Origin of the sequence: Cohaesibacter haloalkalitolerans (assembly GCF_003574655.1) — a bacterium.
In the GTDB taxonomy this organism is placed as follows: domain Bacteria; phylum Pseudomonadota; class Alphaproteobacteria; order Rhizobiales; family Cohaesibacteraceae; genus Cohaesibacter; species Cohaesibacter haloalkalitolerans.
Genome location: NZ_QNUM01000005.1, coordinates 194,499 through 212,842 on the forward strand (window position 1 = coordinate 194,499; position 18,344 = coordinate 212,842).

Genomic DNA, 18,344 nt, shown 5'->3' on the forward strand with positions numbered 1-18,344 from the left:
AAGGACAGGAGAGAGAGATGGAATTCGCTATTTGCTTTAAGGGCTTTGTTGAGCCCAAACGCGCCCGCGCCCTTGTGCGACAGGCTGAAAATGCCGGCTTCACCTATTGCTGGTTCTATGACAGCCACATTCTTTGGCGGGAAAGCTACATGGCCATGGCCATGTGCATGGAACACACCACTAAAATGCGCTTTGGCCCTTGCGTGACCAACCCGAACACCCGCGACTGGTCGCTGGCAGCCTCGATGTTCGGCTCGCTGGCCAAGCAGTCCGAAGGGCGCTTTGACATCGGCCTTGGCCGTGGCGACAGCGCGGTGCGGGTTATGGGCCTCAAGCCGGCGCCGCTGAGACGTCTGGAGGAATTCACTCATGTGGTTAAGGCACTGGTGCGTGGCGACGAGGCCCAATATGGCGAATGCCCCGAGCCGGTGAAATTTCCGTGGGCCGAGGGCTATGAGCTGCCGGTCTGGGTCGCTGCCTATGGCCCCAAGGCGCTTAGCTCTGCGGGGCGTGTCGGCGATGGCCTCATCCTGCAGATTGCCGAGCCGAGCATCGTCAAATGGCTCGCCAGTACCGCCATCGAAGAGGGCAAGAAGGCGGGTCGTGACATGTCCAACTACAAGGTTATGTCGGCTGCGCCTGCCTATTTTGGCTCCAAGGAAGAATGCATCGCCGCAACGCGCTGGTTCCCGGCCATGGTGGGCAACCACGTTGCTGACATCGTTGAAAAATACGGCACCGAGCGGGACGATATTCCGCCAGCGCTGACCGCCTATATCAAGGATCGCAAGGGCTACGACTATTCCAAGCACGGCCAGAGCGACAACCCGTATCTTGATTTCATTACCGATGAAATCATTGAGGGTTTCAGCGTTCTTGGCCCGGCAGAGCAGCAGGTTGCCAAACTCAACGTCCTCAAGGACGCCGGTGTCACCCAGTTCAACATTTATCTGGACAACGGCAAGGAAGAACAGATCATCGCCGAATATGGCGAAAAGATCATTCCGGCATTCACAGCCTGAGACCAATCATCAACGCGGACTGGTTCGGTAAGAGCTGGTTAAACTTGATGGGGCGGATCCTTGCGATCCTGCCCCGTTTTTTGCCTGCTGGGAAGAAGCGAGACCGGGCGTTATTCAGGGAAAATTTCGAACAGCCCGGCTGCGCCTTGACCGCCGCCGATGCACATGCTGACGACGCCATATTTTGCGCCACGTCTGCGCCCTTCGATGAGGATGTGCCCGGCCATCCTTGCTCCCGACATGCCGTAGGGGTGGCCGATGGAAATGGCCCCACCGTTCACGTTAAGCTTGTCATTGTCGATGCCGAGCGCATCGCGGCAATAGAGCAGCTGTGCTGCGAAAGCCTCATTGATTTCCCAAAGATCGATATCGTCAACCTTGAGACCATTGCGGGCGAGCAGTTTGGGGATGGCCCGTACCGGACCGATTCCCATTTCCTCTGCGGCGCATCCGGCAACGGCGAAGCCGCGCATGGTGCCAAGCGGGCGAAGGCCGCGGCGGTTGGCCTCGTTCGCATCCATCAGAACGCAGGCCGAGGCCCCATCCGACAGTTGGCTGGCGTTGCCTGCGGTAACGCATTTGTCCGGTCCGAGCACCGGTTTGAGACGCGCCAGCCCCTCGGCTGTCGTTTGCGGCCTATTGCACTCGTCATGGCTGAGGGTGACCGTTTCCTCGCAGTTGGCTCCCGCTTCCTTGTCCCAGACCAGCTTCTGAGTCGTCACGGGAATGATCTCGGCATCGAAGCGACCGGCCTGCTGTGCCGCAGCCGTGCGCTGCTGGCTTTGCAGGGCATAAGCGTCCTGAGCGTCACGGCTGATGCCATAGTGTTCGGCGACCCGTTCGGCGGTTTCGATCATTGACATGTAGTAGCTGTCTCGCACATTCGGATCGCGGTAACGATACTGGTTCCAGTATTGCTCCAGCTGCACCAGCGAAATGCTGTCAAGGCCGCCGCCGATAGCTACATCAACCCCTTCATTGGCAATCATGTGCGAGGCAATGGCAATGGCATTGAGTCCGGAGGCGCACTGCCGATCGATGGTCGACCCGGCAACCGTGTCCGGCAACCCGGAGGCCAGCACGATGTGGCGTCCAACGTTGATGCCGGTGGAGCCCTGCGTCAAGGCCGAGCCGAAGGTGACCTCCTCGACGGCGTCCCCCTCCAGCGAAGCCCGTTCCATTGCGGCGCGCACGGCATGGGCAGCAAGACTGGGGCCTTCGAGATTGTTAAAGGCGCCACGATAGGCCTTGCCGATGGGGGTGCGGGCAGTTGAAACGATGACGGCCTTGCGCATTTCTTTCTCCTCCTCGGTCGCTCGTCCTGCTTCAGCCTGTCGCACCCTGTTGTGCGGCAAGCGATGCTGCGTTCGAGCCATCCTGCAAGCGCGGATGCGGATCCCCTAAACGGGTTCCAGTCCGCACCAGTTTGCGATGAACAGGGCCGTGGCCTTAGTGACCCGATTGACGCTTTCCAGCGATACCCGTTCGTTGAAGCCGTGAATGGCTTCGGCATGTGGTCCGTAGACAAGAGCCGGTGTATTGGCATAGAGGCCAAAGAAACGGGTGTCCGTCGTGCAGGTGATGGCCATCTGTTCCAGTTCCCTGTCGTTGACCACCCTGTGGGCGTCGCCCAGAGTCTTGATGGCGCTCAGCGCAGGTTCGCTCCTGTCGTCAGACAAGGCATACCCCTCAGCCATGAATCCGTGGTAAACAACCTTGGGTTTATTGGCCTTCAGGAAGCTGTTTTCCTCGGCGGCTTGCATAAGTGTGGCCTCGATGTCGGCGCGTGCCGCTGCCATGTCCTGACCGGGGAAGACCCCCATGCGCACGTCGAACACGCACCACGCCGGAACCGAGCTTGGCCAGTCGCCGCCGACGATCTTACCGACATTGAGATTGAGCGCGTGCTCATGGTGGGCAAAGGCGTGGTGACGGTTCTCGGATGCGTTCCAGCGCTTCTCAAGACCGTGCAGGGCGTTGATCAGCGGTACGGCGGCCTCAATGGCATTGGCCCCGTCACCTGCATAGGCCACATGAGTGGGCAGGCCCTGAAGATGCACCTGAAACCAGATCACGCCGGTCTGGGCCTTCACCAGCGTTTCATCGAACGGTTCGGGAATGAGCACGGCGTCCGCCTTGTAGCCGCGCTCAAGGCAGGCAAGGGCACCGTTGCCCGTGCATTCTTCCTCGACAACCGACTGAAAGAACAGATCCGCCGCCGGGGCAAATCCGGCAGAGCGCAGGGCATCAAGCGCAAACAGGTTGGCTACCAGCCCGGCCTTCATGTCGCCAGCCCCCCGGCCATAGAGCCAGTCACCATCGACCTTGGGCGAGAAGGGCGGGGTCTCCCACATTTCCAGTGGTCCGGCGGGCACGACATCGATGTGGCCATTGAGGATCAGCGAACGGCCCTTGTTCGAACGGCTCCTGTGTGTGCCGACCACATTGACCGCATCGGCATAGGAGCCGATGACCGGCGAAAAGCCCGGAAGATGGCGAATGGCGTCGACGTCGATCTGCCAGCGATCAACCGCATAACCACGCTCGGCAAGTGCGTCCGCCATGTGGGTCTGCGCAGACTGTTCCTGCCCCCGTGTCGAGGGATGGCTGACGAGGTCTGCCAGAAAGGCGGTCTGCTGATCGGAATTGTCGTCTACAGCAGCAAGAATCCGGCGCTCAATGCTCTTGTCCATGATTGCTCTCTCCAAATAGTCCTGCTCGCTCAGAAGGTCGGGATATCACCATCCGGGATCATCAACGGTGCGCCGGTCGCGGATTTGACCTCGGCAACGGATATCCCTTCGGCCAACTCGCGCAGGACAAAGCCTTGGGGTGTCACATCGACCACCGCCATGTCGGTGAAAATGCGCTCCACCGACCCTATTGCTGTCAGCGGCAGCGTGCAGCGCTCAAGCAGTTTGGGATTGCCTTTGCGGTCGGTGTGGGTCGTCAGCACCATCACATGGGCGGCCTTCTGCGCAAGCTCGATGCCGCCGCCGACGCCGGGGGAGAATTTGCCCGGAATCTTCCAGTTGGCGAGATCGCCATTCTGCGCCACCTCGAAGGCACCAAGCATCGTCAGATCCAGCCGTCCAGACCGGACGATGGCAAAGGACATGGCGCTGTCGATGAAGGCACCGCCGGGCAGGGCGCTGATATAGGCCCCGCCAGCGTCGATAAGATCGCAATCGGCGTGATCATAGTCCATGGTTGGGCCAACGCCGACGAGACCGTTTTCCGTATGAAGGCCAACCTCCATGCCGGTCGGCAGGAAATTGACCACCCGGGTCGGAAGGCCGATCCCGAGATTGACCAGCATGCCCGGCTCGATGGCGCGGGCGGCGCGGGCGACCATTCTGTCTCTAGCGTCGGACAATGGCATATTCCTTGTGCAACTGATCGAGGGCAACCACATGGTCGACAAACGGTCCGGGCGTGTGAATGGAGTCTGGATCAATATCGCCGATCGGCAGGCAATTGCGGCTCTGGACAATGACGCAATCGGCAGCCATTGCCATCAACGGGTTGAAATTGCGCGCAGTCTTGGCAAAGCAGAGGTTGCCAAACCCGTCGCACCGCTCCGCATGAATAAGCGCGGCATCGGTGCGCAGGGCGGTTTCCAGCACATAGTCACTGCCATCAACCGTAACCATCTGCTTGCCCTCGGCCAACTCGGTGCCGATGCCGATGTCCGAGATAAACCCGGCAAGACCGGCGCCCCCGGCTCTAATCCGTTCGGCCAGAATACCCTGAGCGCAGAATTCCACCTCGATGACACCCCGGTTCATCAGCTCGATGGCGTGGGCATTGAGGCCGAGATGGGTGACGATGAGCTTGCGCACCTGACCATTGGCGAGCAGATGGTCGATGCCCATGCCCGCCTCGTTGGCGTCATTCTTGATGATGGTCAGGTTCTTCTGGCCCTGCCGCACCAGTTCGGCAATCAGGTTGAACGGGGTTCCGGGCACCCCGAACCCGCCCACCATGATCGAGGCTCCGTCGCCGATATGGGCGACGGCTTCCTCGATGGTTCGGTTTTTCTGCGGCAGTCTCATGAGGCATTCACGGGCAGATTGTATTTTGCCGCGAGGGCATCAAGGCTGTCGATGAGGATCGCCATGATTTCGTCGATCTGCGATTCCGTGACGATCATGGCCGGTGCCACGAGGAAATGATCGCCCTCGATGCCACCGCGTGTCCGCCGGGAATAGATAATCAGACCGCGCTCATAGGCCATTTCCACCAGTTCGAGATAGCAGTTGTACTCCTTGGGCAACGGCTTCATGGTTTCCTTGTCGCTGACAAGCTCGAAGGCCAGCAGCAGACCCTTGCCGCGGACATCGCCGATGAAGGGATAGCGCTCCATCAGCCCTTCCAGTCGTGCCTTGAGGAGATCGCCCATGGCGGCACAATTGCCGATGAGGTCGAGCCGGTCGATTTCCTTGAGAACGGCCACCCCGGCAGCGCAGGCAAGAGGGTTGCCGGCATAGGTGTAGCCATGCAGGAAGCCGCCGGCGTCCAGCAACGCTTCGACCATGGTTTCGCGGGCAACCACGGCCCCGAGCGGCGCATAGCCGGCGGCAAAGCCTTTGGACATCGCCACGATGTCCGGTTCGATATCCCAGTGATTGGCCGCAAGGAAGGAGCCGGTTCGCCCGACGCCGGTCATCACCTCGTCATAGATGAGGAGAATGCCGAATTCCTTGCAGATCTCCGCAATGCGCCCGTAATAGCTGTCTGGGGCGACGAGCGCACCGGTGGAGGCGCCACCAATCGGTTCCATGATGAAGGCGAGGACGGTTTCCGGGCCTTGCTTGAGGATCTCGTCACGCAGCAGCTCGGCATATTTGAGGCCGCGCTGTTCGTCGGTAAGGTTGTCTCGGTCGAGGTAGCAGGCGGGAGCGGCGATCTTGGGCATATCGCGCATCATCGGGTCAAACGGCCGGGCGAGCGGATCATAGCCGGTGAGGGCCAGTGCCCCGAATGTGCTGCCGTGATAGGACGGAAAGCGAGAAATCACCTTCCAGCGGCTGGCTTGTCCTTGCGTGATCGCATATTGCCGCGCCAGTTTGATGGCGCTTTCCACAGCTTCGGAGCCACCGGAGACAAAGAACACCCGGTCAAGATTGCCCGGCATCCGCTCGGCCACCATCGTCGCAAGATCCTCGGAGGGCTCTGTGCGGAAATGCAGGCGATAGCCGAAGGTGGATTTGTCCATCTGGGCCTTCATGGCCGCCAGCACATTGGGGTTGGAATGACCAATGTTGGAAACCATCGCACCGGAAGAGCCGTCGATATAGCGCTTGCCGGACTGGTCGTACATATAGATCCCTTCCGCGCGATCCAGAAACGGACGGGGGGCACGGGACTGATAGAAGAGGTGAGACGCTTCTTTTCTCATTTTACGCCTTCAAGATGTTTTCTAAGGAAATTCTTTGTTCTTTCTTGTGTCGGGTTGCGGAAGATCACCTCGGGGGCGCCTTCCTCGACGACGACACCGCCGTCCATGAACAGGACCCGATCGCAGACGCTTTCGGCAAAGCCCATTTCATGGGTGACAATGATCATGGTCATGGCTTCCTCAGCCAGCATTTTCATGACCTGGTTGACCTCTTCGACGAGTTCCGGGTCAAGGGCCGATGTCGCTTCGTCAAACAGCATCAGCTTGGGTTTCATGGCCAGCGCCCGGGCGATGGCGACGCGTTGCTTCTGGCCACCGGAGAGCTGGGAAGGATGATAGTCGATCCGGTCGATCAGCCCGACATGCTCCAGTTGTTGTTCGGCCAGCACGTTGGCTTCATCATCCGAAATGCCCTTGAGCAGTTTGGGGGCCAGCGTGATGTTTTCCCTCACCGTCAGATGGGGGAACAGGTTGAAATGCTGGAACACCATGCCGATCTGTTGGCGGATCTGGTTGATATGCTTTTCGTATTGCGTGTGCGGCAACAGCTTGTTGACCTGTACGCCATCAAGCCACACCTCGCCCGAGGTGAGCGGGTCGAGATCGTTGATAGCGCGCAGCAGGGTCGATTTGCCCGAGCCGCTGGGGCCGATGATGGCCACGATCTGCTTCTGTTCGACCTGAAGGCTGATGTCCTTGAGAACCTCCAGTTCGCCATAGCACTTCTGGGCGTGGCGGATATCGACAAAGGGACGGTGGTGCGTCATGGAATGATCCTTCGACAGGCTTAACGGGAGGCTTGAACGCGGCGTTCTAGGCGACGCAACACCGCTTCCATACCCAGATTGATGATGTAGTAGCAGACCGCAACGACCGCATAGAATTCGAACGGGCGATAGGTCCGGCCAATGGCCAGCTGCGCCGACAGGGTCAACTCGCTCACGCCGATCACCGATACCAGCGCCGAGTCCTTCAACAGCGCGATCATGTTGTTGCCAATCGGCGGAATGACGTCGCGCACGGCTTGCGGGATGACGATGTGGCGAAGGGCCTGTCCGCGACTGAGTCCAAGGGTTCGCGCCGCTTCCATCTGTCCCTTGTCGACAGCCAGGATGGCGGTCTGGATCAGTTCGGAATTATACACCGCAAAATGCAATCCCAGACCGACAAAGCCTGCGACAAATGCGGGCAGATCGATGCCGATCTGGATCAGCCCAAAATAAATGAGGAACAACTGCAACAGCAGCGGCGTGCCCATAAACAGCCATTCGAAGCCCTTCATCGGCCAACTGATGGCGCGCGGGGCATAAAGGGCGATCACGGCAAAGAAGATGCCGCCGAAGAAGCTGAGCACCGCCGCAGAAACGGTGATGGCGATGGTCCAGAAGACGCCTTGCAGGATGACGTCGAAAAAGCCGGGTACGACCGAGAAATCAAGACCCATGACGACGTCCTTTCATAGCTGAGTTGGTCATTGGATCCGCACCTTCCTGTCGAGCCAGCTGATGCCACGACCGGTGATATAGATGATGACCATGTAGAGAGCACCGGCGAGCAGGAACATCTCGAATGGCTTGTAGGTGGAGCCGATGTAGCGCTGCGCCGTGTAGGTGAGTTCGACAACCGAGATGGCAGCAACCAGTGCCGTGCCCTTGATGAGGGCGTTGATGTTGACCCCGAGCGGGCGCACCATCAGCCGAAAGGCCTGCGGCAGGATGACGTAGCGCATGGCCTGCCAGCTGCTCATGCCCAGCGTTCTGGCCGCTTCCGTCTGACCCTTGTGTACCGAGATGATTGCGCCACGGATGGTTTCGGTCATGTAGGCACCGATGTTGACGCCGAGCCCGATGACGCCGGCCTCGAAGGCATCAAGCTGAATGCCGATCTGCGGTCCGCCAAAATAGAGCAGGAACAGCTGGATGAGGGCAGGGGTGCCCCGAAACAGACTGACATAGGCCGCCCCGAGAAAGTGCAGTGCCTGAAAGCGCGACAATCGTGCCGCAGCCCCCAGAGAGCCGCAGACAAGGCCCAATATCGCGGTCAGCACCGACAACTCGATGGTCAGTATCGCCGCCTTGAGAAAATGGGGATAGACCCGGAGGATGAGATCAATATCCATAAAGAGCAGTCCTCAATGACGGGCTGGAAGAGCGGAACCAGGAGCTTTTCAGCAATCCGCAAAGAGTGGGAGAAAAGAGGGTCGAAAGGTCCACCACTCACAGCCATAAGGTGGGGGATGGTGGGCCTTTCAAGCGACTGTTTCAGGGGTTAGCGGATGTCGCCGCCGACCCACTTGTTGGCAATCTCGAGATAGGTGCCGTCGGCCATAACCTCTTCAAGAGCCCTCTGCATGGCGGCTTTCAGCTCCGGGTTGCCCTTGCGGATGGCAATGCCCTGATCATATTTCTCGGCAGCAGGAACCGGCACTTCAACGAAGTCATAACCGTTTTCCTTCATCGCCAGCATGGCGGCAATGCGGTCGTTGACAATGGCATCGACGCGACCGCTCTTGAGTTCGAGCATCAGCTCCGGCAGGCCCTTGTAGGTGCGAATCTTGTAGCCTTCATCACGGGCCCACTGCTCATGGGTTTCGCCAAGGGTGACGCCGAGGGTGGCATCCTTGAGACCGGCCAGATCCTTGATCGGCGAGTCATTCTTGGTGAAGATTGCGCGCTGGGTGCTGTAGTATGGGCCAACGAAATCGACGACCTTTGCCCGCTCGTCGGTGATGGTCATCGAGCCGACAATGGCGTCATATTTGTTGGCCAACAGGCCGCCGATGATGCCGTCCCATGCGGTGGTGATGATCTTGACATCCACGCCCATGCGCTTGGCGATTTCTGCACCAATCGAGGGGTCGAAGCCAACCACTTCGTTGGCGTCGTTGACGAAATTGAACGGAGGGTAGGCCCCGCTCATGGCAATGCGGATCTCGCCCTTTTCCTTGATTGTGTCGAGTTCGTCAGCAAGAACCGGAGCGGAAATGCTAAGGCTTGCCAGCACGAGAGTGCCGGTGGCCGCGACAAACTTCAACAAGCTGCGACGGTTGATCATGAATATCTCCTGTTTGAAGCGAAAACTGTTCCCTGGCGTTTTGCCTAATTTTTAGCAGTGACTAATTTTTTGCCACCTTGTGTTGAAGGTTGCATGGGATGTATCATCAAGCAAATAAATAATTCCAATGTTTGATATAGATTGGATCTATAATGAGGCCCTACGAACAGCGGTTTCCTTGGAATCTGGACTGGAACCTGCTCCGAACATTCATGGTTGTCGTTGAACAGAAAAGCATTACCAAGGCCGCCGACTTTCTTGGCCTGAAGCAACCGACGGTCAGTGCGGCGCTCAAGCGGCTTGAGGAAATAACAGGGCATAAGCTCATCGTCCGAAAGCCGAACCAGTTCCGCGTCACCCGCTCGGGCGAGATTCTCTATTATGAGTGCTCGACCATTTTCGGCAGCGTATCGCAACTGCCTTCATTGCTGGACCGTGGGGAGGACGAGCTGCGCGGCCACATCACGCTTGTCGTGGCCAGTCATGTGGTCTGCCCGCAGTTTGATGACGTGCTTGCCGAGTATGCCCGGCTGCATGACAAGGTGACCTTCTCCATCGCAGTGGCTGATAGTGAGGAAATCGTTGGGCGCGTCGGGCAGAACCGGGCCAGCTTCGGCGTGTGTCTAGCCAACAAGCCGCTGAGCAATCTGAGTGCGGAAGTCATGTATCGGGAGTTCTTTGCGCTCTATTGCGGGCCGAGCCACAGGCTTTTCGGCAAGAAGGATATTGATGTGGCCGAATTGATCGGCGAGCCGAGCGTGTCATTCCAGACGGAAGTGGAGGGCGGTGCACTAGAGCCGGTCGCCAATCTCAGGGCTCGCGTTCAGGCGGCAACCCGATGGCATGGCGTATCATCCAATCTGGTGGAAGTGCGTCGAATGATCATGGCCAACATCGGCATCGGGGCCCTGCCGGTCCATGTGGCACGCCGGGAAGTGGATCGCGGGTTGCTGTTCCAGTTGCCACCCTATGAAGGACTGCCGGCGGTGGATGTGCATCTTGTCTCCAACCCGAAACGGCGCTTCTCGGAGGCCGAGGTCGAGTTCTTGCGCCTTTGTCAGGAGCGCATCTTCAGTCTGCCTCTGTCTGAGCGGACGTTCCGTTAGGGGCGGAGGGTGGAAAGCGAAGGTCGCGAGTGTGGAAGAGGGCTACGCCCGCTCCAATATGCTTAGCGCAGTCTGTTCGTCAGTGATCAACATGTTGATGTAATTGCCCCGCAGGGCCCCCAGCATCGCTGCGGTCTTGTCTGTTCCTCCAGCAACTGCAATGCGGGTCGGGATCTGTCTGACCTCGTCGAGGGTTATGCCGACCAGCCGGTCATCGAGCGGGCCTTGAATCCATGTTCCGTCTGCGTCATAGAAGCGACCGGCGATGACGCCGACTGCGCCCTTGGAAATATAGTATTTGCTCTCTTCGACATTGGTCAGCCCGCTGGCGAACACAAGGCTGTTGTCCTTGATTGAGCAGACACCGAACAGGATCTTGTTGCAGGAGCGAATGCGCGCGAACTGTTCCTGAATGATGGTCTCGCTGAGAAGAGCGTCGCGCAATTCCTTGTTGCTCAGGGCTGCCGGTGCGTGGAGATTGGCGGCTTTTGCGTGCAATTTCAGGGAAATGAGCGAAACACATTCCTCGGAGCTGAAACCGTCCGATGTGCTGCGCTGGCTCCCCACCACTTGAACCACATACATGTTCGAGAGATGTTGTTCCGTCAGATTGTTGGCAAGGGCCTGAATGGTGCGCCCCCAGGCGACCCCCACGACATCATCTGGATTCAGCGCTCCTTCAAGAAGGCTGGCGCCCGCCTTGCCGATTCGCTGGGTCGGGGTCAGCAGTCCGCCATCGTCCGGAATGACCATGCACTCCCTGAGACCGAATGTCTCCTTGAGCTTTTCGGCCAGCTTGATGCTGGTTAGCAGGTCACTGCGCACTGAGATTTTTATGTAGTGGTTTGCCCGTGCTTCTTGTAGGTAATTGACAACGGAAGCGCGGGACACACCTAATAGCGTGGCGATCTGATTTTGGTTCAGTTCATCGTGGTAGTAAAGCCATGCAGCCCACAGTCTGGGGTCGTTCTGATACATCGCCGGAGCTGTTACTCCGTTGGATGTAGACAGTTTTGCTGTCGATGACGCTTTGCCTGCCTGAGTCTTCGGAGATTTCATTGTTCCGACAGCCTTTCCATGACCTTTAAATTCAATTGTCAAATTATTATAGCAAATGTCATTGGTCTTTCAATCGCCAAATATCGGCTATTTTTCGCTGTTTGCAAGGCACAATTTGACACTTGACAGAAAACGATGACAAATGTTAGTTTCTTCGCGACGGAGGGAGGCTATTTCCTGACGTCAATTGTGCTTTCGTAATCCAGTCAGGTGTTTTACCCAAGTTTGGTCAAGAGAATTTCGGTTCCAGGTAGAGGTGCCTGCGAGCCAACGGGATCTTTTTGCCCAAATTGCAATCTGGGGTAGGGCGTTCTGGCGGTGGGCGGAGGCTGGTTCGATCAGGGTGAGGTCTGGTCGAAGCACATTATTGGGCCGCGGGCATGGTTGTTTTGTCTGCGACGCAATAAGGGAGGAATATATGTCCAATACCGTGTCGAACGGGTCTCTGTGGCGTCGTGCCACGTCCGACCGCCAGTTCAATTTTCTTGTTGTGGTCAATCTGCTGGTTCTTGCAGCCGCTGTCTCCATTTCTGGAATTGACTTTGTCAACGCCTACAACCTTCAATCGATGGCTATCCAGATCCCCGAGCTCGGGCTTCTCGCAATTGGCGTGACTCTGGCAATGATCTCGGGCAATGGCGGCATTGATCTGTCGGGCATCGCGTTGGCCAACCTTTCGGGTATTTCGGCGGCCCTGCTGGTGCCGCAATATATCTCACCCGACGACAATCCGATGACCTATGTCTTTGTCTTTGCCTTTGTCTGCGTCTGCGTGGGCTTTGTCGGCGGCATCGTCAATGGTCTGCTGGTTTCACGCGCCAACCTTACGCCAATCATCGCCACCCTCGGGACTTCGCTCGCCTTTACCGGCGTGAGTGTGGTGTTGACCAATGGCTCCGGCGTTCGTCTGGGATATATCGAGCCACTGGATGCCTTCGGACATGCGCCCATTCTGGGTGTGCCGATGTGCTTTGCCCTGTTCCTGATCATTGCCGTGATCATCGGGGCGGTCCTGCGCTTCACCCCGTTTGGTACGCGTCTCTATCTCTTGGGAAGCAACCCGAAAGCGGCTCGCTTTGCCGGATTTGATGAAAAGAGACTGTTTCTGACCGCCTACACCATTTCCGGTGTTCTGGCCTCGGTTGCAGGCTTCATCATCGCAGCGCGTATTTCCTCCGTGAAATGGGATTACGGGACATCCTATGTCCTCATCGCCATCCTGATTGTCGTGATGGCTGGCGTGAAGCCGGACGGCGGGTATGGTCGCATTTCCTGCGTCCTCCTCTCGGCTGTTGCGCTGCAGGTTCTCTCGAGCATGTTCAACTTCTTGAATATCTCGAACTTTTTCCGGGACTTCGCCTGGGGTTTGCTTCTGCTGATCTTCTTGGCTGTATCCAAATTCGATCTTCGGGTTTGGCGTCTGACCAAGTCCTGACAGGGAAGGTCCGGTCCAGTCCGGCAGACACCCTCGATGCCGGACGTTTGATCCAGAGGGAGTTCTTTAAGGTTTTAGGGAGAGAAAGGAACTACCGCAATGTCTAAGCTTAACAAAATCGCAATGTGCGCCCTGATGGTTGGTACCATGTTCACGGGAAGCCAGGCTGTTGCACAGGACGACAAGGAAATCGTCACTGTCGTGAAACTGCTGGGTGAAACCTGGTTCCGCCGCATGGATGTGGGCGTCACGGAATATGGCAAGGTCACCGAAGGTGTAACCACCAAGGAAATCGGACCGGGCAAGGGCGACGCTGCCCAGCAGGTCCGTCTGGTTGAAGACCTTATCGCCAAGGGAGTTGACGCTATCGCGGTCGTTCCGTTCGACCCTCCGATGATGGAAGGTGCCCTGAAACGCGCCATGGATCGTGGCATCACGGTCATCACCCATGAAGCTTCCAACCTGAAAAACACCCAGGTTGACATGGAAGCCTTCGACAACGACGCGTTCGGAGCTCACTTCAACGACCAGATCGCCAAATGCATGGGCGAAGAAGGCACATGGACCTCTTTCGTCGGGTCTCTGGGCAGCTTGACCCATGTTCAGTGGGCTGATGCTTCCGCTGCCAACGCAGAAGCAAAATACCCGAAAATGAAACTCGTCTCCGCAAAGAATGAGTCGTTCAACGACGCAAACACCGCTTATAACAAAGCCAAGGAACTTCTGAAAAAGTATCCGGATATCAAAGGCTTCCAGGGTGGTTCTGCAGTTGACGTGATCGGTATCGGTCGCGCCATCGAAGAAGCTGGTCTGACTGGCAAGGTTTGCGTCTATGGTATCGGCATGCCAACCGATACCAGCCGTTACCTCAAGAGCGGCGCCGTTACCGGCATCAGCCTCTGGGATCCGAAAGACGCCGGCTTCATCATGAACAAGATTGCCCACATGGTGCTCAATGGCGAAGAGCTTAAGGATGGTATGGATCTCGGCGTTCCCGGCTATACCAAAATGCAGCTGAAAAAAGGTCCGGGCAAGGGCGTCCTTCTTGTTGGTCAGGCATGGCTCGACATCAACAAGGACAATGTCGATCAGTATCAGTTCTAAGACACTGTCTTGAAGGTTGAAGGATTTTTTCCCTAGCGAACGGACGAAGTGCGTTTCCTTTGTGAAAATCTCCCGAGGAGGGCGGCATCCGGCAACGGATCTCGTCCTCCAGGCCAAGCGATGCAGGCCCGATACCTGTCCTTGCGGATCATAATCTGACCACCAGGCTGACCGACGGTCTGCATCCCAATTGGCGCCCGCCCACAGGATCCGGCGCTAAGATTCACTCATGGACACAAAACCCTCCTGGTCTGTGTCAAACGGTCATCACTCTGTTCAGAACCAGCCCCTTCGGGCAACGGGAGCTGAGCGAGGAGAACCGGGGGTTTGCGGGATATAGCATGAATAGCATAGGCACCATTCCCAAGTTTTCTCAAGCCGCTGATGAGGCATCCCAGAGCGATATCGATACGCCATTTCTGGAGGTGCGCGGGATCCACAAGCGCTTTGGTGGCGTGCACGCCCTGCGCGGTGTCGATCTCTGCATCAATCCGGGCCAGATCTATCACCTGATGGGTGAGAATGGCTGCGGCAAGAGTACGCTCATCAAAATCATTTCCGGCGCGCAGCCTGCGGATGAAGGCGAGATCAGGATCAACGGCGAACCGGTTACCTCGCTTGACCCGCTGGGCGCACTGAGAGCCGGTATCGAAACCGTGTATCAGGATCTCTCGTTGTTGCCGAACCTTTCGGTGACAGAGAATATTGCCCTTTCCGAGCAGTTGGTGGCCGCTGATGGCAAGCTGGCGCGCAGCCTTGATCTTGGCAAACTGACCGAGACGGCAACGCGCGCCCTCAAGTCGGTCAACCTGCCAACTGACAAGCGCTTCTGCTCCACTGAAGTTGCCAAGCTTCCGATTGCCACACGACAGCTTGTGGCGATTGCCCGTGCGATTGCCTCCGACGCCCGCCTCGTGATCATGGACGAGCCGACCGCCGCTCTGACCAAGCGCGAGGTCGACAATCTGATCGAGATTGTGGATCAGTTGCGCAGTCGCGGTGTGGCCGTGCTGTTCGTGACCCACAAGCTTGATGAAGTCATGTCGATCGGCGGTCATTTCATCATCATGCGCGATGGTGAAAAGGTTCAGGAAGGCGATGTCGCCGACTATCAGAAAACGGACCTCAGTTTCTGGATGACCGGCCGCAAGATCGATGTTGTCCGTTACCGCACGACCGAAATTGGCGCGGAGAACCTGCTCGTCGTCGAGGGGCTGAAGCGCAGGAATGCGTTTGCCGATGTATCCTTCTCGCTTGCCCATGGCGAGATTGTCGGTGTCACCGGGCTGCTCGATTCCGGCCGCAACGAACTGGCCCGTGCCCTAGCCGGGGTAGAGCCCGCCGATGGTGGATCCATCGTGCTTGACGGCAAGTCTCTGCATCTGCGCCGTCCGGTCGATGCCATCAACGAACAGATTGGCTATGTGCCCGAAGACCGCCTTTCCGAGGGTCTGTTCCTTGCCAAACCGATCCAGTCCAACATCGTTGCCCAGATCCTTGATGACCTGCGCGACAAGTTCGGCATGATCAGCAAGATCCGCAGCCGCAAGATGGCAGAGCGGTTGGTCAAGGACCTGCAGATCGTGGTCGCTGACCTCAACAACCCGGTTCAGTCGCTGTCCGGTGGCAACCAGCAACGGGTGCTGATCGGGCGCGGGCTGACCATCGCTCCCAAGGTGTTTGTGCTGCACGGCCCAACCGTCGGCGTGGACGTTGGCTCCAAGGATACGATCTTCCGCATCATCCAGAAGCTCTCCAGTCAGGGCATGGGCGTCATCATCGTCAGTGATGACCTGCCGGAACTGCTGCAGAACTGCGACCGGATCATCGTCATGCGCCGGGGTCGGATCGTTGAAACCTTCAACGCTGAAAATCTAGAAGAAAATACCCTTTACCAGGCAATGGTGGCGGAAAACTCGACGGGGAAACAGTCATGAGCGATTTTACACTGGACGGCATCAACGGGGGCAAGGGCGAAAGCCAGATCTCCCGGATCGCAAGCTGGATGATCCGTTATCCGCCGATTTTCACGCTGCTGCTGATCGTCATCGTCTGTGTGGTCATCGGCACGATCTCACCTGAGTTCTGGCAGATTTCCAACATCTTCGATATTGCCCGTGCCTCTGTGGTCACCGGACTGTTTGGCCTTGGTTTCCTTGTGGTGCTGGCTGCCGGTGGCATCGACATGTCCTTTGCGGCGATTGCCGGTCTGATGATGTACTGGATCACAACAGCCGTCGCCGCCTATGCGCCGTGGATGCCTATCCCGGCCATCATCCTGTTGGCAGCGCTTGGAGGCATGGTCATCGGTATCGGCAACGGCCTGCTGGTTCATGCGCTCAAGGCGCCAGCCATGATCGTGACCATCGGCACGCAATATGTGATCCATGGCTTCTTGTTGACCTTTATTGGCACTGAGCTGTTCGTCAACATTCCGCTTTCCATGGAGAATTTCGGCAAGGTCGAGCTGATGCGGGTCGGCGCCCAGAGCGGGTCCATCGCCATCCTGCCCGCCTATGTGCTGGTGCTGGTTGTCGCGGCCGTCGTGACCTGGTGGATCCTCAACCGGACCCTGATGGGCCGCGCCATCTTCGCGGTTGGCGGCAGTGCAGACATCGCCGAGCGGCTTGGCTATGACCACCGCAAGGTTCAGATGTTCGTCTTCGCCTATGCCGGACTTCTGGCCGGTATCGCAGGTGTCATCCATGTCGCCAGCAACCGTCTTGCCAACCCCTTCGATCTGTCGGGCAACGAGTTGAACGTCATTGCGGCCGTGGTTCTGGGCGGCGCACGGATCACCGGCGGTGGCGGAACGGTCATCGGCGCGGTTCTGGGCGTCATCCTGATCACCCTGATCGACAATGTTCTCATCCTGGCTGGTATCCCCAGCACGTGGCAGACCTTTGTCATCGGCTGCTTCATCATTCTGGCCGGCGCGCTTTTCGCCAACTCGTCCAACCGCTGAGGCGCTAGGGCAAACGCGCTGCGCCAGCACGCAAATCTACCCGGGTCCCGCCAGCTCAGTCGGCTGATGCGGTGACCCGGCCCCCCTGAAACAAGGATCAGGCCCGCAGTGCGGGAGGCTGAACAATTCGCCTGTGGCCTGTTCGATCAATATACTGCAAGGAGTGAGGATCATGACTTTTGATGTAAGTGTGGTTGGGCTGTATATTCTGGACATTCTGGGACGCCCCGTTGATGAAATTCCGCCGGGAGGACAGCTTCGCTTCATCGATGAGATCCGTCTGACGGTTGCCGGTACGGCCGGTGGGTCTGCCATTGACTGCGCCAAACTTGGCCTCAAGACCCGCGCTGTCGGGGCCATTGGTGACGACGAGAAGGGGGATTTCATCCTGCACACGCTCACCGGCTTTGGCGTTGATACCGCCGAGATGCGCAAGCTTGAGGGCGTGCCAACCTCTTCGACCATCCTCAACGTCCGCCCGAACGGCGAACGCCCGGCCTTGCATCGCCGCGGTGCATCCGATGAACTGACCCTTGGCGACAAGGACTATCCGGCCATTCTGGATGCTAGATTCGTGCATGTTGGCGGCATGCCGCTGCTGGCCAAACTCGATGGTGCTCCGACAACCGCTCTGCTCAAGGCTGCCAAGGCCGCCGGTTGCCAGACGACATTCGACCTTCTGTCGGCAACGGCAGAAACCCTTGCTGTCCTGAAGCCTTCGCTGCCGTTTGTCGACTATTTCGTGCCCAGCATCGAAGACGCCGAAGCCATGTCCGGCCTCAGTGTGCCGGAAGACGCTGCCAAATTCTTCCTCGACGCAGGGGCAACCAACTGCCTGCTGACCATGGGCGGCGATGGCTGCATCGTGGCAACGCAGGACACCATGTTCCGGCTGCCGGCATTCAAGATTGATGTCAAGGACACGACCGGCTGCGGCGATGCCTTCACGGCAGGTCTCATCGCCGGTCTCAACCATGGGTGGGATATCGAGAAATCAGCACGATTTGCGTCCGCTTGTGGCGCACTGGTGTCCACGGGTCTGGGCTCTGATGCCGGTATCGTCAATTTCGAGGAAACCGAAAAACTGATGAACACCGCGCCAACTCTGCCGATGGCTGGCTAGATCGCCACCTGAGAAGAGCGGACAGAACCGACTTCGAACCAAAAAGACTTGAACCAATCAATCTGGCGCACGGGG

The 18,344-nt window shown here is 58.0% G+C and carries 17 protein-coding genes; 7 read left to right on the top strand and 10 right to left on the bottom strand.

The window, feature by feature from the left end:
* The first annotated feature begins 17 nt into the window (after positions 1-17).
* Complete coding sequence (locus DSL70_RS14015; RefSeq protein WP_119308569.1) at positions 18-1,022, top strand: TIGR03842 family LLM class F420-dependent oxidoreductase; 1,005 nt, start codon at positions 18-20, stop codon at positions 1,020-1,022.
* A gap of 110 nt (positions 1,023-1,132) precedes the next feature.
* Here DSL70_RS14015 and DSL70_RS14020 read toward each other — a convergent pair whose 3' ends face one another.
* The 9 genes from DSL70_RS14020 to DSL70_RS14060 form a co-directional block, all read right to left on the bottom strand.
* Positions 1,133-2,317, bottom strand: a complete 1,185-nt coding sequence (locus DSL70_RS14020) for an acetyl-CoA C-acyltransferase (protein WP_119308570.1) — start codon at positions 2,315-2,317, stop codon at positions 1,133-1,135.
* Between the two features lie 105 nt (positions 2,318-2,422).
* Positions 2,423-3,715, bottom strand: coding sequence for an ArgE/DapE family deacylase (locus DSL70_RS14025; protein ID WP_119308571.1), 1,293 nt, complete (start codon positions 3,713-3,715; stop codon positions 2,423-2,425).
* Positions 3,716-3,744: 29 nt separating this feature from the next.
* Positions 3,745-4,398, bottom strand: coding sequence for a 3-oxoacid CoA-transferase subunit B (locus tag DSL70_RS14030; protein WP_245418214.1), 654 nt, complete (start codon positions 4,396-4,398; stop codon positions 3,745-3,747).
* Positions 4,385-5,077: a CoA transferase subunit A gene (locus tag DSL70_RS14035; protein ID WP_119308573.1), complete on the bottom strand. Its 693-nt coding sequence runs from the start codon at positions 5,075-5,077 to the stop codon at positions 4,385-4,387. The genes DSL70_RS14030 and DSL70_RS14035 overlap by 14 nt, the downstream gene beginning before the upstream one ends.
* Complete coding sequence (locus tag DSL70_RS14040; protein ID WP_119308574.1) at positions 5,074-6,423, bottom strand: aminotransferase family protein; 1,350 nt, start codon at positions 6,421-6,423, stop codon at positions 5,074-5,076. The genes DSL70_RS14035 and DSL70_RS14040 overlap by 4 nt, the downstream gene beginning before the upstream one ends.
* Entirely contained in the window at positions 6,420-7,190 is a 771-nt protein-coding gene (locus tag DSL70_RS14045; protein ID WP_119308575.1) for an amino acid ABC transporter ATP-binding protein, read from the bottom strand. Before DSL70_RS14045 ends, DSL70_RS14040 begins: the two co-directional genes overlap by 4 nt.
* Positions 7,191-7,210: 20 nt before the next feature.
* Positions 7,211-7,867 (bottom strand): amino acid ABC transporter permease, encoded by a 657-nt coding sequence (locus tag DSL70_RS14050; protein ID WP_119308576.1) that lies wholly within the window; start codon positions 7,865-7,867, stop codon positions 7,211-7,213.
* A gap of 27 nt (positions 7,868-7,894) precedes the next feature.
* The gene (locus DSL70_RS14055) at positions 7,895-8,542 is read right to left on the bottom strand and encodes an amino acid ABC transporter permease (protein WP_119308577.1); all 648 of its coding nucleotides are present in this window, start codon (positions 8,540-8,542) and stop codon (positions 7,895-7,897) included.
* 149 nt (positions 8,543-8,691) lie between these two features.
* Positions 8,692-9,477, bottom strand: coding sequence for a transporter substrate-binding domain-containing protein (locus DSL70_RS14060; RefSeq protein ID WP_119308578.1), 786 nt, complete (start codon positions 9,475-9,477; stop codon positions 8,692-8,694).
* Between the two features lie 152 nt (positions 9,478-9,629).
* On the opposite strand from DSL70_RS14060, the gene DSL70_RS14065 reads away from it, so the two are divergent.
* On the top strand, positions 9,630-10,583 hold the full coding sequence (locus tag DSL70_RS14065; RefSeq protein WP_119308579.1) for a LysR family transcriptional regulator: 954 nt from the start codon (positions 9,630-9,632) through the stop codon (positions 10,581-10,583).
* Positions 10,584-10,625: 42 nt separating this feature from the next.
* Here DSL70_RS14065 and DSL70_RS14070 read toward each other — a convergent pair whose 3' ends face one another.
* Positions 10,626-11,408, bottom strand: a complete 783-nt coding sequence (locus DSL70_RS14070) for a sugar-binding transcriptional regulator (protein ID WP_162916704.1) — start codon at positions 11,406-11,408, stop codon at positions 10,626-10,628.
* A gap of 652 nt (positions 11,409-12,060) precedes the next feature.
* On the opposite strand from DSL70_RS14070, the gene DSL70_RS14075 reads away from it, so the two are divergent.
* The 5 genes from DSL70_RS14075 to DSL70_RS14095 all read left to right on the top strand — a co-directional run bounded on the left by DSL70_RS14075 (position 12,061) and on the right by DSL70_RS14095 (position 18,269).
* Positions 12,061-13,077, top strand: a complete 1,017-nt coding sequence (locus tag DSL70_RS14075) for an ABC transporter permease (protein WP_119308581.1) — start codon at positions 12,061-12,063, stop codon at positions 13,075-13,077.
* 99 nt (positions 13,078-13,176) lie between these two features.
* Complete coding sequence (locus DSL70_RS14080) at positions 13,177-14,181, top strand: autoinducer 2 ABC transporter substrate-binding protein (RefSeq protein ID WP_119308582.1); 1,005 nt, start codon at positions 13,177-13,179, stop codon at positions 14,179-14,181.
* A 341-nt stretch (positions 14,182-14,522) separates the two neighbouring features.
* Positions 14,523-16,118: a sugar ABC transporter ATP-binding protein gene (locus tag DSL70_RS14085; RefSeq protein WP_119308583.1), complete on the top strand. Its 1,596-nt coding sequence runs from the start codon at positions 14,523-14,525 to the stop codon at positions 16,116-16,118.
* Positions 16,115-17,146, top strand: a complete 1,032-nt coding sequence (locus tag DSL70_RS14090; RefSeq protein ID WP_119308584.1) for an ABC transporter permease — start codon at positions 16,115-16,117, stop codon at positions 17,144-17,146. The genes DSL70_RS14085 and DSL70_RS14090 overlap by 4 nt, the downstream gene beginning before the upstream one ends.
* A 172-nt stretch (positions 17,147-17,318) precedes the next feature.
* Positions 17,319-18,269: a carbohydrate kinase family protein gene (locus DSL70_RS14095; RefSeq protein WP_119308585.1), complete on the top strand. Its 951-nt coding sequence runs from the start codon at positions 17,319-17,321 to the stop codon at positions 18,267-18,269.
* The last annotated feature ends 75 nt before the right edge of the window (positions 18,270-18,344 follow it).

Bases quoted from the DNA above. Each gene is read 5' to 3' on its own strand.
- DSL70_RS14015 (WP_119308569.1), top strand. From the start codon at position 18: ATGGAATTCGCTATTTGCTTTAAGGGCTTTGTTGAGCCCAAACGCGCC.
- DSL70_RS14020 (WP_119308570.1), bottom strand. From the start codon at position 2,317: ATGCGCAAGGCCGTCATCGTTTCAACTGCCCGCACCCCCATCGGCAAG.
- DSL70_RS14025 (WP_119308571.1), bottom strand. From the start codon at position 3,715: ATGGACAAGAGCATTGAGCGCCGGATTCTTGCTGCTGTAGACGACAAT.
- DSL70_RS14035 (WP_119308573.1), bottom strand. From the start codon at position 5,077: ATGAGACTGCCGCAGAAAAACCGAACCATCGAGGAAGCCGTCGCCCAT.
- DSL70_RS14040 (WP_119308574.1), bottom strand. From the start codon at position 6,423: ATGAGAAAAGAAGCGTCTCACCTCTTCTATCAGTCCCGTGCCCCCCGT.
- DSL70_RS14045 (WP_119308575.1), bottom strand. From the start codon at position 7,190: ATGACGCACCACCGTCCCTTTGTCGATATCCGCCACGCCCAGAAGTGC.
- DSL70_RS14050 (WP_119308576.1), bottom strand. From the start codon at position 7,867: ATGGGTCTTGATTTCTCGGTCGTACCCGGCTTTTTCGACGTCATCCTG.
- DSL70_RS14055 (WP_119308577.1), bottom strand. From the start codon at position 8,542: ATGGATATTGATCTCATCCTCCGGGTCTATCCCCATTTTCTCAAGGCG.
- DSL70_RS14060 (WP_119308578.1), bottom strand. From the start codon at position 9,477: ATGATCAACCGTCGCAGCTTGTTGAAGTTTGTCGCGGCCACCGGCACT.
- DSL70_RS14065 (WP_119308579.1), top strand. From the start codon at position 9,630: ATGAGGCCCTACGAACAGCGGTTTCCTTGGAATCTGGACTGGAACCTG.
- DSL70_RS14075 (WP_119308581.1), top strand. From the start codon at position 12,061: ATGTCCAATACCGTGTCGAACGGGTCTCTGTGGCGTCGTGCCACGTCC.
- DSL70_RS14080 (WP_119308582.1), top strand. From the start codon at position 13,177: ATGTCTAAGCTTAACAAAATCGCAATGTGCGCCCTGATGGTTGGTACC.
- DSL70_RS14085 (WP_119308583.1), top strand. From the start codon at position 14,523: ATGAATAGCATAGGCACCATTCCCAAGTTTTCTCAAGCCGCTGATGAG.
- DSL70_RS14090 (WP_119308584.1), top strand. From the start codon at position 16,115: ATGAGCGATTTTACACTGGACGGCATCAACGGGGGCAAGGGCGAAAGC.
- DSL70_RS14095 (WP_119308585.1), top strand. From the start codon at position 17,319: ATGACTTTTGATGTAAGTGTGGTTGGGCTGTATATTCTGGACATTCTG.